We start from the raw sequence: 15,706 nt of genomic DNA, 5'->3' as shown, positions 1-15,706 counted from the left end.
GGCCTGAGTTGTCGTAGACGACATCAGCCCGCGCCATTATGCTATCCCGGCCGATAACTTCCGATCAAAATGCGTCGCAAATGCTCATCTTTATAAATCCTCCAGATTCGTGCCCGACTGTGGGTGGCATGAGTATCAAATTTGACAAACGTGATTAAGGGTTCAATGTCTAGACGAAATCGGCTTCTCGGATTCTTGAGAAGGGTGCCGCCCGCAATATCAAGGCGTGCCGCCCGGCTTAAGGGGTGGACGTTGACTGCACGGATCCAAAAGCATAAAAAACTAAGCATCGGGTTTTGGGAGAAAGATGAGCTTGCCGAAGCTGTTCCACACCTAGTTGAACTGTGCCGGTTACAACCCTATGAGCATCAGGCCATCGTTGATCTTGCTCAGGCACTTCACCAAATGGGTCGGGATGACCTCATTGAAGACGCGATTACGGGGCCGGTTTTTAAAGTTGGCTTCTTTTGGCATGCCTTGGGGCGCATATTTCCTTCGCGTTTGGATAGCGATGGCGCCGTTAGCAATCTTCACCGCTTGAATGGCGTATTCCTGGGGCCGATCCAAAAAAGCCTTGCCGCAATGGCCAGAGCGCGTTTAAAAGCAGAACTCGTGATTGGATTGACAGGAAATGAAGCGGCTTTTTTCAGGATTCTTACTCAGCGATGGCACATCCAACAGGATTTGTTGAAGTGCCTGGGATTGACTGATGCGCCACGTCGATACCTCACAAACTACTGGGTTCGAAAGATTGGACATATCGGCCAAATAGAATTTCTTTTTAAGGCCATGCAGGTTGGGGTAGTCCCTTCACGGAAACTAACTGTGCTGTGTGCGTCTTACGCAGAGGTTGCAAATCCCACACTCCTGAATTGCTGGAACTCTCATCTTGACGTTTTTATTGATGAAGAGAAAAGCAGAGATCTGGCTTTGGAGGCCCAGATATTGGGGGTGGATATACATTGCTTTGATGCAGCGGACCGTAGTCAGCCCTACTATCACAAAGAGGCTGCCGCCATAGCCTATCGCCGATGGGAAGAAAGATGCCTGCCACCGATTTTTTCTCCGGTAGATTCCCTGGCGGAAAGGGGGAGGGCTGCCTTGTCCGGGGTTGGCATACCTGCGGATGCATGGTTTGTCACCGTTCACGCGCGGGAGTCAGCGTTCACGCGCGACAAAAATGGCTCGCCGCGGAATGCATCAATAGCGAAATACCAGCGTGCGATAGATGAAGTGATCGCTCGGGGCGGGTACGTGATACGTATTGGCGATTCAACCATGCAGGAGTTGCCGGCGAGACCGAATTTATTTGATTACGCCCGGTCCGATATCAAGAGTGACTGGATGGATGTTTTTCTGCTGTCTTGCTGCCGTTTTCTCATCGGCGTAGCCTCCGGTCCGGCACAGGTCCCCCCCTTGTTTTCGATTCCCTGCGTCTATACCAACTGGATGCCCATGGGTGACTATCCTTTCAACCCGTTGGGTATCTTGATACATAAAAGGCATTTGAATCGCGAGACGGGGGAGTCGATCTCCTACAAGGAAATGATGTCTATCTGTTCCGATAGCCAAGCGCTCCTGGATCGCTCCAACATTGTTCTTGAGGAAAATACTGAACTCGAAATTTTCGATGCTGTAAGAGAGATGCTTGACAAGTTGGATGGCATTGCGCCGGTCGACTCAGAAGATGATTTTCTGCAAGGTCAATTCAAGCTTGCGACGGGGCTCGATCGAGGACGGCCCAAGCTTGGCCGCGATTTCATTAAAGCCAACGCCGACCTGCTTCGTTGAAAGATTTCCCCTACGCAGTTATTCCACTCAATACTTTGGGACGGTTATGTTTTCTCGTGGAGCGCAACGTCGCTATTTCACGCAGTTTTCAATAGTCGATTTTGCCTCTGCCAACATCGACTTTGACCATCGTTCGCTATCTTCCGACATAAGGTGGCTATCATCATATGACCTAAGGTCGGTCATGACAGGTGCGAAAAAGGGTAAGCCGTTTTTTCGGGCAAGCGATTCGGCCATAGGCCGCATTGAATGCGGACTTGGAACGGATGTGATGATGATGCAATTTTTTGAGGTCGACACTTCGCGCAAGAAGTCTTTGAGGAGCGGCTCTGCATCGCTTTCGCGTTTTGCGGGTACGTCATGGGGCTCGACGACAGCGCGGATTGGTAGAAATTCAAGAACTTTCTTTTCAAAGCGATCAATCTGCCACAACCCGTGATCAAGAGTTCTGTAAACCGTGGGTCGAGTACCGCAGCCAAAATTGTAGATAGAACAGATATATCGCTGACCTCTTTGAAAGTATTTTTTTGTGAGGTAGTCCATATAAACTGATTGCCTGCCGCTGGTTAAAGTGGCAAGAATGGGCGCGTAGTCATTGGTGAAGAAAGGATCGGCATTGATGACGATTGCCTTTGGCCGAATGTTATATTTTTTCATCAGCAGTAGCGCAATGTGCGAGCTACCTTCGTATCCGAATCCGGCAACGTAATAGTTTTGAACTCCCAAAGTCTGCATTGCCTGTTGAGTGGCTTGCGAAGAAAAGGTATGGCCGGTTCTACTGTTACCCAAGAAGAGTACGTCAGCTTTTTTCAGTGCTTCAATGGCGCGCGGTTCGAGGCCGAAATATAGGGCGCCAAGATCGTATTCAGTGAACGCCCGGGCGTCGCAGTATGAGATGTAGTTGTTGTCGTCGAGACCAAAAGGGTCGCATCGAAACATGGCGTCGGGGCCAAAAGAAACATTCTTCAGAAGAGCCGGGATTCCACCGGCTACGATAAAACATACCACGATCACAAGGTAGGCTCGCCAGCCTATTGTTCTGCGCTGATTCATATCAGAATTGATAGTAGAGGAATCGGCTGGGTTCACCCAGGCGAAGAACGCATGCAAAGGCTACGCCGCCGATGATCAGTGCCCAAAATAGAGAAGGGTGCCACATGCGTTTCATAAAGTTGCCTTCAGCAAGTCTCACGATCTGCTGACTATTGGGCGCGAGCCACACTACTGCCGTCAATACGAAGATAGTCAGAATGTCTCTGAAACCACTGAAGGTTGCACTCATATTGGCGGGGACGATATGCATCTTCGTAAGGAGCGACCAAATACCTCCATTGTTCGAAAACCAATAAGACGGTAGCTCTATGCCATTGAGTCCAGTCATGGCGCGTAAGATGCTCACGGCCACATGGACACTATCTGCGCGGAAGAAAACCCAAGCAACCACGACACATGTCATTGTGAGGCATAGACCTATGATCGGGCGAAGCCGTATGGGACTTAATACTTGCCATGCGGAGTTGACTATCAGGAACAGGCCATGCAAGCCGCCCCAAGCAATGAATGTCCAATTCGCGCCGTGCCAAAGACCTCCTAACAACATCGTCAGCAGCAAATTTATATAGCGTCTTGAGGATCCTTTGCGATTTCCTCCTAATGGGATGTAGAGGTAGTCGCGCAAAAATTGCGAGAGCGTCATATGCCAACGCCGCCAAAAATCGATAATGCTGGTCGCTTTATAAGGCGAGTTAAAGTTGATTGGTAAATCTATATTGAAGATTTTTGAAAGGCCGATAGCCATATCGGAATAACCAGAAAAATCGAAATAGATCTGTAAGGCGTAAGCGATAACGCCGACCCATGAGTCAAGAAGCGTTAGATGTTGGGCGTTGAATGTCCTGTCGGCCATCGGTGCAACACCGTCGGCAATTACTACCTTCTTGAAAAGACCGATAGTAAAGAGTGTTATGCCAATTGACATGTTCTCCGCATTAAGTCGCATCAATTGGCGATTCTCAAACTGCGGCATCATTTGGCGATTGTGAAATAGAGGCCCCGCAATAAGGTGTGGGAAATAGCTCACAAACAGGAGATGATTGGCCAAATGCGTCGGCTGAACCTGTCGTCTATAACAATCTACTAGATAGGCAATTTGCGTGAAGGTATAAAACGAGAGCCCGAGCGGGATTGCGGAATCCATCGCGTGCGCTGATGAGGTGACCAGGTTGCTGGCAAAGAAGTCCCAGTATTTGAAATAGCCTAGCAGCGCGATATTGCTCGCTACGGCAAAGCAAAGAATCCAAAAACCAGATCTTTGGGGCCGCTGAATAATGCGGCCCATCGCGAAGTTGAACAATAACGACGCGAGCAGTAAACCCGTGAACGCGAAGCTCCACCACGCGTAGAACGCCAAGCTTGCAAAGCCTAGCCATATGATCTGCGCAGTGCGGCCAATTCGCCCAGCCAAAGCGAAGCCAGCTATTGCAACTGGCAAAAACAAGAATAAGAATATGTAAGAGTTGAAGAGCACGAGCTTGATTAGTGAGCGTTATGCCGAGCGTGAGAAAGCGCGCTCGGCCGGGGCAGGCCAACCTGCTAAAAGTGTAGTGAGTGAATACTTCATCCAGTCAGCTCTGTGGTCGGTTGACGATAGCTGCTTGCGGATGATCAGGAGTGCTCTAAAAAACTATTTCCATACTTTTCAAGGAAATACGCGCTTGGCAAGGAGCTGCCATAGAAGCCCGGGACCTCGACCTGCGCCTTCCAGCTTTGAATCTCGGAAGCGCTGAGCAACGGTGGTGTGCCACCCGTCGGAGCCGTCAAGCCCAGTACTTCTTTAACGGTCTCAAGAATTTCATCCGAGCTGCTTTCGCTGACCTGAAGCCCTGCGTGTGCCAATGTTTCAAACGTAGGGAATGTCCATCGCCATTTCTCTGATGTCACTTCCCGCTGGGTCAGCAGGCGACCTTCGCGTGTATGCACCGGCTTGAGTGCAAATCGGGTGTCTTTGGACCACAGCAAGCCGACCGAACTGATGGCGTTGACCATGGCGGTCGGGATGCCGAAGCTCGAGGCGACGTAGGCAAACCCGGAAGTGGTACCGATGAACATCCTGGCGTGCCGTACCAGGTGGATATCCATTTCGGGGCTTTGACCCGGGTCGCGCGCATAGTCGATCACGCGTTCCATTTTTGGCAGGGGAGCCACCTTAGGGCTGCCCATTCGCAAGACCCAGCCGCCCTGGCTGGTGATGTAGCGGATTGCCGATTCATAGTTGTCGAAGGACGTGTTTCGGATGGACTCTCCTGCGCCGTGCGTGTCGCCCCTTGTGGCGGCGTCCCTCATGTGCAGGCAAACAAACCAATCTGTTGGGCCCAGTCCCCACCGGCGCCTCAGTGACTGAAATGCTTCCTCGAGTGCCGGCTTGCCCAGTGCGCGCTGGTCATAAATATCGCGCAACGGAAAGCCTTTGTCCTGCGCGTCCCAAGTTTCTACGGCCAGCCCGCCAGCGTCGTTCCAGTACATGGCTCGCCCATCATCGAATTCGAAAATCTGATGCGATACCCCCAGATAGGGGGTCAGGCTGGCCAGTTCACGCCAGACATTTGCGTCCACGTTATCGCCGAGGATAAGGGTGGGTGAAATTTCAGAAAAGAGGTCAAGAAAGGGTCGGTTGGCTATCCGGTCCTTGTATGCAAGCAAGAGGGGCTTGCCTCTCCACCAGTTCATTTCGCGCATCATGAGGTGCACGTTCAGGTGGCCGTTGTGGCCTATGAGTGCGCTCCAGTCTGGCGAAAGAAGTTTGACTTCGGAAAGGTCTTCTATGCCGGCTTTGGCGAGTTCCCTGGCGAGTTCGGGTGACGGCTTGGGCAGTGTGCGCCTTAACCGCGCCTGCGTGGCGAGTGTGGCCTTGCACAGCTTCGGTACAAGGTAGCCTTCACCGCCGTGGTAGGTATGCAATGTCAGGTGCCGTAGCGCATAAAAGAGGCTGATCTCCTGAAAGATTGCCCGGTCAGGAATGTTTTCGGCAAACCCTTCCCAATACTGGCCCTTCGCGTCAAGCTCGGCGATTATTTCTTCGACACCGTTCAGGTCCAGCTCGCGGGCCAGAGACCTCACCAAATCCTTGTCGCGGAAAAAGTAGGCAACGTACTGATTGATATCGTCCGGCTTTTCAAGGTTGGCCTGTTCGAGACGCCCTCTGTAAGAACGCGCTTCATAGTCCGAGTAAATCCTGTGCTCGAGCATGAGCATCAGGACTTTGGTGAATTGTCGATCCACTGGTCCGTCCGACCACCTGAATTTGTGCAAGCGGGCAACCGCATCCATCAGGTATCCGGCCAGCATGCGATCAAAATAGCCAGCAACGCGCGCGGTGAAAAAAGGCCGTGAATCAAGCCAGTTGATTTTTTCAAAATGGCGTAAAAGGCTCGCTGACTTTTCTACCACCAACAGGAAATAGACAACTTCATTGAAGTGGGCGGCAATAAAAGGATCACGAAGCCACTTCTCAAGATTGTCATGGAGCCTGTCACCCAGGAAAAACTTGACATGCTTATCGGCGAGACCGGCAGTAAATTTTTTTCTGACAAGAATCGCGAAAAATAAAATACAGCGCAACGGCAAAAAAGCACAGCAGATAACGGTAGCTCTAAATAGCAATTCAATTGCCATACGCCGTACAAAGCCTTTTGTGCGATTCTTTGCAAGCACAAAACGCGCGGGCCATCCTGTTTTCACTACGTTACTCCTTATTGGTCCCGACGGCCCGGGCCGGCAAATTTAACTTAACGGTATTGATCTAGGGAACCTCAATAGGTGACTTCAGTTCCGTCGCGAAAACTCAATTCACTTGTACCCGAGTGCGGGAAGTTCCAACTCTGCCAGCCTAAGGCTCTCCAAGTTACCAATGTCTCGGTGGTAAACCGCGTTGTGATAGGTCCAGGTTCTGCCTATGTACTTCGGAAGAATCTCTGTGCTCATATCGATGAAGGCCCCGTCGTCGGCCGCCATGTCATCCACCACCTTACGCTCCAGAATATAGACAGCAGCGTTTGCGCGGTTGCCTGGCGGATTGGCAACTTTCTCGTGAAACCCGACGACAACGCCGTCTTTCTCTTCCACAATGCCACAAGTCTGGGGTGCATCGGTGTCAAAAGTCATCATGGTGATGGGACAAGTTGCGGGGCGATTTTGGTGCGCCGCAATGAATGCCCGCACGTCGAACAACGTCAGGTTGTCTGCGTGCGCAACCAGCGTAGGGCCATCATCCATCCATGCGCGGTTTTGCCACAGTGTGCCGGCGGTGCCGAGCAAGGTGGGCTCATAGACCAGGTCGATCTTGTCCTTCCACGGCGACTGGGCAACATGCTCGACGACCCGCTCTGACAGGTAATGTGTATTGACCAGCACGCGTTCGATATCGCCGTTTGCGAAGAGCCTGTCGAGCCAGATGGCCAGCAGCGGTTTGCCCAGGATAGGCACAAGACACTTTGGAATCGTGTTGGTCAGCGGGCGCAGGCGCGTGCCAAAGCCTGCGGAAAGAAGTATCGCTTTCACGCTTCGAGCTCTTCGACGATTTCTGCGGCAGACAGCGGGCGGTTACCGACGCGACCAACCTGGCAGGCAGCCGCGATCGACCCGAGGAACGCCGCTTGCCAGATGTTGGCCCCGGCGACCAGCGCCATAGCTGTGCAGGTGAGCATCGAGTCTCCGGCGCCGGCAACGTCTTTGGGGCTCTGGTTCATGGCTGGCAGTGCGTCGGTAATGATTTTGTGGCTGGGCGCGTTGGGGCTGTGTACAAAAGCGCCCTCCGAACCGAGCGTGATGAATGAGTACTGGCAGCGTGCTTTTTGTGCAAGCTTTTCGGCCAAAACTACCAGGCCTGACGTTGAGTCACCCAATGCCAGGCGTACTTCATGCTCAGTGGGGGTGACCAGCGTCATGCCCTTGAACCGTGTGATGTCGCCCACTTGCGACGATGACTGGCTGTCGGCAAACATGGGCACCTCGTGCTGGTTGCACAGCTCGGCAATCTGGTCGACCAGCGACTGCGGCAGGCAGCCATAGTTGAAGTCAGAAAAAATGACCAGACTGGTGTTTTTGATAATGCCCCGGATCTTGTCGAGCATCTCGTCTCCGATCTCGTCTGAAATCTCATGCTGCTTCAATTCGCTGACCCGCAAAAGCGTCTTGCCCTTGGCGCGGTAGCGCTGCTTGAGGGTTGTCGGCCGGCTGTGGTCTGTCATCAGTTCGGCAGTGACGCCGTAATGCTGGAGGCGATCTTTGGCGAACTCCGCAGACGCATCATTGCCGCAGACCGTGATGTATCGAACATTGGCGCCCAGGCCTTTGGCGTGCGCTGCAACAATGCCTGCGCCGCCTATGAACTTGTCACGGCTGATGGGGGTGACCACAATGGTCGGGTCTTCTTGCGACATGCCCAGCGGGTCGCAATTGATGTATTCATCAACAATCAGGTCGCCGATCACCACCACATTGAGTTTGTTGAATGCGCGGACGGTATCGCTCAATCGGGCGGAATCTATTTCATGCCGCTTGAGGTAGTCGCGCGGCTTCAGAATCGATTTAAAGGCCAGTTCATTGCCTTCGCGGCGCAACAGGTCAATGGACGAAAAGCGCATCTCGCCCGACGAGAAAATCAGCTCACCGCCGTACTGGTCGAGGATGGCCTTTTCAGGGTTGTCGGCGCCCTTGTGCTCCTGGCCCTTGACGACGAATGCAGGCTTGACTTTCTCGATAAATGCCTCGGGTGTCTCGTGGAGCACAAAGGCATGTTTGACCACAGAGATGGACTGCAGGCTTTGCAGCCTGATATCTGCGGGGATGACCACGCTGCTCTCGGCATCAGACCGGATACCGACGATCAAAACGTCGCCGCAATCGGCGGCAAAATTCAGCAGGCGCAAGTGGCCAGGGTGAAGGATATTGAAATCTCCCCAGACGAAGACCAGCGACTTGCCTTCTGTTTTAAGCGCTTCAAAGGTTTTGTAGTTCATTGTTTTCAACCAGATTTGAGGGTGTACTTTGTGACTTCAGTTTGACCGCAATAGCTCAGGATGCCGGTCCAGGTAGCGCCTGCTTGGCGTGGCGCTTCCCCACAGCCAGGAAGGTACGCCCAGATCATGCATGGGGTTGGAGCTTGAGTCTGGCGTCATGGTTTCACCTTGCACGCGCGCAAGCATTTCTTCCGTCGCAACCAGAATATCTTCAGATGCATTTGCACGCGGATAGATGCCTTCTGCTGCCATGCTGCGTGCGTTGAACATGCTGGCACGGACCAGCGGTGCGAAGGTCTCGCGGTAGTTCATGAACCGCCGGTGTTGTATGGACCAAAACGGCTTGAGCACAAACATGACACGCTTGTTCCACGACTGCGCGTAGTTGGATACGCAGTTCACAAGCAATGTCGGCGTGTGAAATGAGATGACAGCGTTGGTAGGGCCTGAGGTCGTGCCCAGAAAAAACCGGCAGCTGGACCACAGGAACACGTCCAGTTTCCTGCTTCTGTAGTCACTATGTGCCATATCTATAACCCGCGTCATGGGTTTGAGCTTTGGCATGGAGGGGTCGCCCATTCGCACAACCCAACCACCACTCTCTACGATGGCATGGACTGCCGGGATGTAGCTGCTCAAGGGAGCATTTCGGTGTTTCTGGATAAACCCAATGCCCTCGCCATAGAAGCCGCTAGACCTGGCGTGAAACACGACAAACCATGCGTCTTTGGGTACACCCATGGCATCGAACTTGGCGCGACCGTATTGCAGCACTTCCTCTGATGCTGCTACCAGCGGCCCCAGTTTTCGGTTGTCCCATTCAATGAAGGCCTGCGCTGCGGCGTCCGACCAATCAATCACCTTGCCGTCATGCTGAACATAGCAATTGAATTGCTCACCGCATGTTCGCTGATACGGAAAAAGACGGTTGATCAGGGCTTCATCACGAACAATCAGGAAATGCGGTTCCCAGCAGCTAAGGTACTCCTGGTTCACAACCTTGTTGTCCGGCGCCAGCAACACCCAGTTCACATCGGGCCGCATACCCAATCTGGACATCTTGATCAGTGCATCCAGCATGCCCAGGTGACCGATCTGCGTGACCCACTCATAGGGCACGATGCGTATGGGTTTTCCAGGCCGGTAACCCACATAGGCAGCAATTGAGGCAACCAGCGCATCGGGCAATGGATACCGCTCGTAGAGTTTCTCCTGGAGCCTCATTGCTGCGCCGAACATTTTCAGTCCATGCACAGCATCGCCGATGTTGACCAGCTGTTGCCCCAGCAAATGGTAGGCGTCATACAAATGGATTTCCGGATCGCCAGCGAGGTCCAAGGGCTCGGGTTTCCAGGACAGCCTGTCGTACTTGGCCGCCATGTTCTGATGCGCCATGGCGCAAGCTGGGTAAAGCTGGATTGCCTCAATGATTCTTTGGCCGGCACTGTCAGCTTCGTTGGTCATCAGATGGGCCAAGGCCAGTTGGTAACGGGTGTCGCCGTCCAGGAACAAGTCGTTCGCAAACTTCAAAAGAACCAGGCGATTGCGTGTTGAATCACTGGTGTTTGTGATGAACTCAACCCGCGACAAGCTGATTGCAAGTGCATTGACGAAGGGCGCGCGTATGCGCGATGCGTTAGTGAAGCAATCAATTGCTGCAGCAAGATCCCCATCTATATGGAATCGTTTCACGCCTAGTACCAACAAGCGAAATCTTTTCCTTGGTAAGAGCAAGACCGCGGCAATTGACAGCCCCAAGCTGTAAAGTAAAGCTAGGCCTCGCAGTTTCAGCGTTACTACCGGGAGCTCGTGCCGATAATATTTGAGTATTTGCGGTACCAGATTGCTGACAAGATCACGAAACCATGTGGACTTCAATACCGCATTGGCAATTTTCCGCTTAATCATTCCTTGCTATCCATTCGCTGATCTGCTGATCCAGTCGAGCTTGGTAAGTGGCAATACCGTCGCCGCCTTCTTTGGGCGCAAAAGCCGCGTACTCTGTTCCGTTGGCTACAAAGGGGCCGTTGGTCACTTCATGGAAGGTGATCCGGTCTGAGCGGACGACGATGGTGTGGAATAACTCCGCTTCCAGTCGGTAGTAGAAGGCGTGTTCCCGGGCAAACCGGATGACTTTACGAATATCGCCGTTGTCTTCGAAGACAACGATGTCAGCACCACCGTCAATCAGGTGAAAAGATTCGCACTTGTTCTTGTGGCGGTGTGGCGCAATGTACGAGCCTTCACGGATGACAATAATCATCTCCTGAATGGCGGCCGAACTGTCTTTGTGCGCGCATATTCTTGCGCGCTTCTTGGGGCTGGTGTCTGCCAGGCGGTTCACCGCATTCAGCGCCGCCTGTTCCAGACCTATGATTTCATCGGTGCACACCAGCACCTCGGCAGACTTTTCAAATAAGCCATTAGTAGTCATGTTGATCCCCTGCTTGTTTTAAAAATAGGCCGGATTTCTCCGCCTTGTTCGAAATACTCCGGCATGGCTCGCCTGACGCCCGCTTCACTGGCTGGGTTCAGGCTTGACAAGCATAGCGTGACGCCAGAGGCGGCAAGCTCAGATGACGGCTTGACCTGTAGCTGGGTGCCCGCAAGGTACATACCGCCCTTGACTGGGTTGTCGTCGGCGACAAACTCGATCAAATCGTCCAGACCGTAAAAATTGATGTACTTGACCGCGTGGTGGCCTGCGCCAAAAACAGCAATCTTTCGGCCCCCCTGCCGAACGGCCAGCAAGCTGTGCCGCAGTGCCACCTTGGCAGCCATGAAGCTGCGGTTAAAGTCTTCCAGCTCCGGGGCCGGATTGACTGAATCTACCTGCTTGACCGGCGTCGAGACCGCGGCAGGCTTTGGTAGCTGGCCTACCTGCAGGATGGCGACCATGGCGTCTTCGTAAGCGTAGGGATAGCTGTTCAAACTGACGACGCTGCAACCTGCAAGCGACGCCAGTTTGAACAGGGTGCCTGAAGTGAAGTAGGTGAAATGGTCTTCCCAGACCAGGGCGTGGTTTTCAAACGCCAGCATTTTGGTGACGTCCGGCACTTCGACCAGGATGTAGCCGCCGGGTTTGACGGCACGCTTCACGGCCTGCAAAAATGCCAGGGCAGATTCGGCGTGCTCCAGAATGAATCGCGCGCAGACCAGATCCGCCAGGCCATGCTGTTGAGTCCAGCGATCTATATGGGTAATGTCTGAAAAAAAGCCTTGCAGCGTTTCCAGGCCGGGCTCCACGGCGCCAGATGGTGGTGGGGGATGTTCAAGGCGTATTGGCGCTGAACAGCCCTGGGCCTGGAGCAAGTCCAGAAGATCCAGGTCGATGTATGACAGTCCGGCGAGCCTGCTGTGCGGGTTGACCACGCCTAGCGACCTGAGGGTTTCGACCACGTCTGGCAAATGCGCGCTGGGCTCGCGAAAGCGCAGCGCCGGCGCCTTGCCCTGCAGCACGGAGACCGGAAACCGGTCGACAAGCTGGATGGCAAGGCACTGCTTGCAATAGCCCAGGCTCAGTGCGTGGCGTGCTGCTGGCGACCGGGCATCAGGCGCTGCAGCAAACCGGGTGGAGAGCGGCTGCGGGCCGAAACTCAGGCTTCGCTCAAGGTCCGCATGGCCGCAGACGGTGCAATGAATGGAGGCCATCGAAGTATTGCAACGCTGGTTCCGTCAGGCGTTCAGGAAATGGTCCAGATTGCTCGCATCGACCGTCATGGGCACAGGCAGGGGAATCACAAACGTACCGCCGGCTTCGACATAGTTGCGATTGCGCTTGATGATGGGCTTTGCATAGACCCAAGCCAGGATGACGATAGCCTTGGGCTTTCGCGACAGGATTTCTTCAGAAGGCGAAACCTCAATATGCGCGCCCGGGCTGAAGGTGCCGTACTTGATGGCGTTATCGTCGTAAATGCGGTCCAGGACGCCTTCGAGCTCATAGTTGTAGAGCAGGGTGGTGGTCGTCGTCGATGCGCCGTAACCCGCAACCTGGCTCATGTCGGCAGACAACTTTCGAATGAGCGCCAGTGTGCTGTTTTTGCAATCGACGATTTTTTGTGCGTAGCGGTGATATGTTTCGATCTGGTCGTAGTGCTGTGCAATTTCGTCGGCCATCAGCTTGTCAAGAGCCGCCGTGCGCGGGCGTTTGCCCGTGCTCTTGGGCTGTGCAAAAGCGCGAATCGAACCGCCCTTGGTCGGGACGCGCTCGACGTCGAACAGACTCAGGTCGAGGGAGTTGAAGAATTTTTCGAGCGGGTTGAGCGTGTGGTACGAAACATGCTCGTGGTAGATAGTGTCGAAGACCATGTTTTCGACCATGTCGGGCAGGTACGACACTTCAAAGACGAAGACGCCGTCGTCGCTCAATACATTGCGGATGCCTTTGGTGATGTCCCGCAGGTTGTCTGCGTGGGCATAAACGTTATTGGCGCACACCAGCCCGGCCTGGCCTTTGTCAGCCTTGATTTTTTGTGACAGGTCGAAAGTGAAGAAGTCACCAATCGTGGGTACGCCGCGTTTGTTGGCGTGGCCGGCAACGGCGGTAGATGCGTCGATACCCTGCACCGTGTGGCCGAGGGCCTGAAACTCGCCGAGCAGTGAGCCGTCGTTGCTGCCGATTTCCATGACGAAGACAGGCTTGTCGATGCCGAGCTTCGACACGACATGTGCCGCGTATTTTTTAAAGTGCTCGACCAGGCCGAGAGAATGGGAGGTCTGGTAGGTGTAGTTACCGAAGAGGATCTTGGGGTCGACGACATCCAGGTTCTGCAGATGCGCGCACGTTTCGCAGATATAGACGTCGAGCGGGAAGAGCTCCTGCTCCGAATTCTTGTCTTTGACGAAAGCGTCGCCGATCGGCGAAGGTTTCATGGGGATTGCCAGTTTGAGTGCGGTCGAATCGCAAAGCCGGCAGTTTGTCCTGCGGTGATAGTTAGCCATTTTATGTATCCCTTAAACGTTAATCTTACGCAATCTCTTCCGGCCAAACGGTGGACACACCACCGTCGACATAAATAATCTGTCCATTCACAAAAGACGCCTGCTCGCTTCCCAGGAATCTGAGCACATTGGCGCATTCATCGGCCAGGGGCATTCTTCCCAGCGGGACCAATTTACGGTACTTGGCGAGCGTTTTTTCGTCACCCAGGTACACGTGTTTGGATTCGTCTTTCAGGTAGGTGAGGGGCGAAATGGCGTTGGACCGTATGCCCCTGGTTCCCAGCGTGACGGCATAGTATCTGATAAGCGCATTCAAACCAGCCTTCACCACGTGGTACGACGAGGGCTGTGACGAACCGACATAGTCGGCATACACCGAACTGACCGTCACGATGGCTTTGTCGCCGGTTTCTGCGAATTGCGGAACGAATGCCTCGACCAGTATTTCGGTTGCAGACACCGCCACAAACAACTCATTGGCCAGATTTCTTTCTGCGCCGCGGTAGCGTTGACAAAAAACCAGATAAGACGGGCGGCCGGTTTGGCGAACGATGTCGTTAACCAATGCGCCGGCACTTTCAGCGGTGATGGTCGAAAGATCCGCACTGTAATGCTTGAAGCCCTCTTTCTCGTCCACAAAGAGGGGCTTGTTTCTTGAAACAATGGCGACCTGGAATCCATCGTCCCGATAACGGTTGGCAATGACCTTGCCAAGGCCGGAACTACCGCCTATGACTACGACGCTATTTGGGGTTGACGGCATATTCAACTTTCAATAATTAATAACAGGCGCAACATGTCAATGCCTGACCAGGCTTTCGACCACGGGTGCCAGCGCCCGGTCGACAACAAAGGCCGCTCCTGCCGCGGTGAGGTGACCGTAGTCCCACACGACGAGGTCTGTCTGGAGGTCTGGGCCTACTCGCGTAAGGCATCCGTTGCTGTCACAAAGTATTTTGACCAATGAGGCATAGGTGAAACCGGTAGGCAGCTGAATCTTCTGCAGGGTTTTATCCATTTCCAGCGACAGGGGATCGAGCTCCAGGGTCGTTCTTTCGGGGACTTCAAATCCCCTCGAAATAAATCTGCGGATCAATACATTGGGGAGGTCGGCTTTCCAGGTCGGCACCTGCCCAACGATGACGACTTTTTTGGCCTGCAGGCTGGCGATATACCTGAACTTGTCTGCCAGGTATTCTGAATATGAAGGCCAGTTGCCCTGATTTTTGAAGAAGACCGGTTCTGACGCATGTAGCCAGTGGGAGTCAATGAGCAGCACATCGGGCTTCACGGCAGGAACAGCTTCGAACGATTTCTTGCTGTAAGCCTGGCAGTCGGGGTCGGAGGCGTCATCACTGAACAAGGAGCAGGAGCCGGAACTCACCTGATAAAAGGTGTATCCCTTTTTGGCGGCCCATGGGCGTAGCCCCAGCGAAAGCGAGGCCGAGTGCGAATCACCAATGAGCATCAGCACAGGTGCGCTGGTTTGAGGCGTCTGCGCCGTAGGGAGGCAATCGTGACTGACAAAGAAATTGAAGTCTTTGCCAGGGGGTAGCTGAAAGCATTTACCGCCACTTACCGCTGTGTCGGTCAATGCCTGTCGTTTGGCGGCGTCCAGTTTTTCGATTTCTTTGGCGCTGGTTTCACGGGTTTGCAAGTACCGAAGTGTCGGGAAGCCGTTGGCCTTGTAATTTGCAAACGAAAAACCTGCGATGGCGAGCATGAGCAGAAGCAGGCCCACGGTTTTGCGGCGGGCGTGGGCGCCGAAGCGCAAGGGTGTTTCGATAAAGCGATAGGTCAGCCAGGACAGCACAACCGCTGCCAGCAGCCCGCCAGTGCGCACAGCCACGGAAGGCGTCTCACTGGCCAATATGCGCAGGTACACCAGGATGACCCAGTGCCACAAATACAGCGGATAGCTGATCTTGCCCACCCACACCATCAGCGGGTTGGCC

12 protein-coding genes are annotated in these 15,706 nt (G+C 53.7%); 1 reads left to right on the top strand and 11 read right to left on the bottom strand.

Translation table 11 applies throughout. From position 1 onward, the window contains the following. The first annotated feature begins 252 nt into the window (after nt 1-252). Nucleotides 253-1,791, top strand: coding sequence for a TIGR04372 family glycosyltransferase (locus AC1DYR_RS19025; protein WP_477706474.1), 1,539 nt, complete (start codon nt 253-255; stop codon nt 1,789-1,791). 72 nt (nt 1,792-1,863) lie between these two features. Here AC1DYR_RS19025 and AC1DYR_RS19020 read toward each other — a convergent pair whose 3' ends face one another. The 11 genes from AC1DYR_RS19020 to AC1DYR_RS18970 all read right to left on the bottom strand — a co-directional run. Beyond that, complete coding sequence (locus AC1DYR_RS19020; RefSeq protein ID WP_477706473.1) at nt 1,864-2,844, bottom strand: hypothetical protein; 981 nt, start codon at nt 2,842-2,844, stop codon at nt 1,864-1,866. 1 nt (nt 2,845) lies between these two features. Beyond that, nucleotides 2,846-4,318 carry an MBOAT family O-acyltransferase gene (locus tag AC1DYR_RS19015; protein WP_477706472.1) on the bottom strand — a complete coding sequence of 491 codons (1,473 nt, stop codon included), beginning with the start codon at nt 4,316-4,318 and terminating at the stop codon, nt 2,846-2,848. A gap of 137 nt (nt 4,319-4,455) precedes the next feature. Continuing rightward, nucleotides 4,456-6,528 (bottom strand): TIGR04372 family glycosyltransferase, encoded by a 2,073-nt coding sequence (locus AC1DYR_RS19010; RefSeq protein ID WP_477706471.1) that lies wholly within the window; start codon nt 6,526-6,528, stop codon nt 4,456-4,458. Nucleotides 6,529-6,636: 108 nt separating this feature from the next. Further along, the gene (locus AC1DYR_RS19005) at nt 6,637-7,347 is read right to left on the bottom strand and encodes a nucleotidyltransferase family protein (RefSeq protein WP_477706470.1); all 711 of its coding nucleotides are present in this window, start codon (nt 7,345-7,347) and stop codon (nt 6,637-6,639) included. Further along, nucleotides 7,344-8,807: a PfkB family carbohydrate kinase gene (locus AC1DYR_RS19000; protein ID WP_477706469.1), complete on the bottom strand. Its 1,464-nt coding sequence runs from the start codon at nt 8,805-8,807 to the stop codon at nt 7,344-7,346. The genes AC1DYR_RS19005 and AC1DYR_RS19000 overlap by 4 nt, the downstream gene beginning before the upstream one ends. Before the next feature lie 36 nt (nt 8,808-8,843). Continuing rightward, a complete protein-coding gene (locus tag AC1DYR_RS18995) occupies nt 8,844-10,715 on the bottom strand; it encodes a TIGR04372 family glycosyltransferase (RefSeq protein ID WP_477706468.1) in 1,872 nt (623 codons plus the stop codon). Next, on the bottom strand, nt 10,708-11,241 hold the full coding sequence (locus tag AC1DYR_RS18990) for a WbuC family cupin fold metalloprotein (protein ID WP_477706467.1): 534 nt from the start codon (nt 11,239-11,241) through the stop codon (nt 10,708-10,710). The genes AC1DYR_RS18995 and AC1DYR_RS18990 overlap by 8 nt, the downstream gene beginning before the upstream one ends. Further along, entirely contained in the window at nt 11,238-12,458 is a 1,221-nt protein-coding gene (locus AC1DYR_RS18985; protein WP_477706466.1) for a methyltransferase domain-containing protein, read from the bottom strand. Before AC1DYR_RS18985 ends, AC1DYR_RS18990 begins: the two co-directional genes overlap by 4 nt. A 24-nt stretch (nt 12,459-12,482) precedes the next feature. Then, nucleotides 12,483-13,751 carry a methyltransferase domain-containing protein gene (locus AC1DYR_RS18980; protein WP_477706465.1) on the bottom strand — a complete coding sequence of 423 codons (1,269 nt, stop codon included), beginning with the start codon at nt 13,749-13,751 and terminating at the stop codon, nt 12,483-12,485. A gap of 25 nt (nt 13,752-13,776) precedes the next feature. Beyond that, nucleotides 13,777-14,514 (bottom strand): SDR family NAD(P)-dependent oxidoreductase, encoded by a 738-nt coding sequence (locus AC1DYR_RS18975; RefSeq protein WP_477706464.1) that lies wholly within the window; start codon nt 14,512-14,514, stop codon nt 13,777-13,779. A gap of 36 nt (nt 14,515-14,550) precedes the next feature. After that, the coding region (locus AC1DYR_RS18970; protein ID WP_477706463.1) for an acyltransferase family protein at nt 14,551-15,706 on the bottom strand (1,156 nt) is incomplete at its 5' end.

The organism is Polaromonas sp. P1_F9 (genome assembly GCF_056405615.1).
This window is presented reverse-complemented; position numbering and strand designations above follow the sequence as displayed.

Bases quoted from the DNA above. Each gene is read 5' to 3' on its own strand.
- AC1DYR_RS19020 (WP_477706473.1), bottom strand. From the start codon at position 2,844: ATGAATCAGCGCAGAACAATAGGCTGGCGAGCCTACCTTGTGATCGTG.
- AC1DYR_RS19000 (WP_477706469.1), bottom strand. From the start codon at position 8,807: ATGAACTACAAAACCTTTGAAGCGCTTAAAACAGAAGGCAAGTCGCTG.
- AC1DYR_RS18995 (WP_477706468.1), bottom strand. From the start codon at position 10,715: ATGATTAAGCGGAAAATTGCCAATGCGGTATTGAAGTCCACATGGTTT.
- AC1DYR_RS18990 (WP_477706467.1), bottom strand. From the start codon at position 11,241: ATGACTACTAATGGCTTATTTGAAAAGTCTGCCGAGGTGCTGGTGTGC.
- AC1DYR_RS18985 (WP_477706466.1), bottom strand. From the start codon at position 12,458: ATGGCCTCCATTCATTGCACCGTCTGCGGCCATGCGGACCTTGAGCGA.
- AC1DYR_RS18980 (WP_477706465.1), bottom strand. From the start codon at position 13,751: ATGGCTAACTATCACCGCAGGACAAACTGCCGGCTTTGCGATTCGACC.
- AC1DYR_RS18975 (WP_477706464.1), bottom strand. From the start codon at position 14,514: ATGCCGTCAACCCCAAATAGCGTCGTAGTCATAGGCGGTAGTTCCGGC.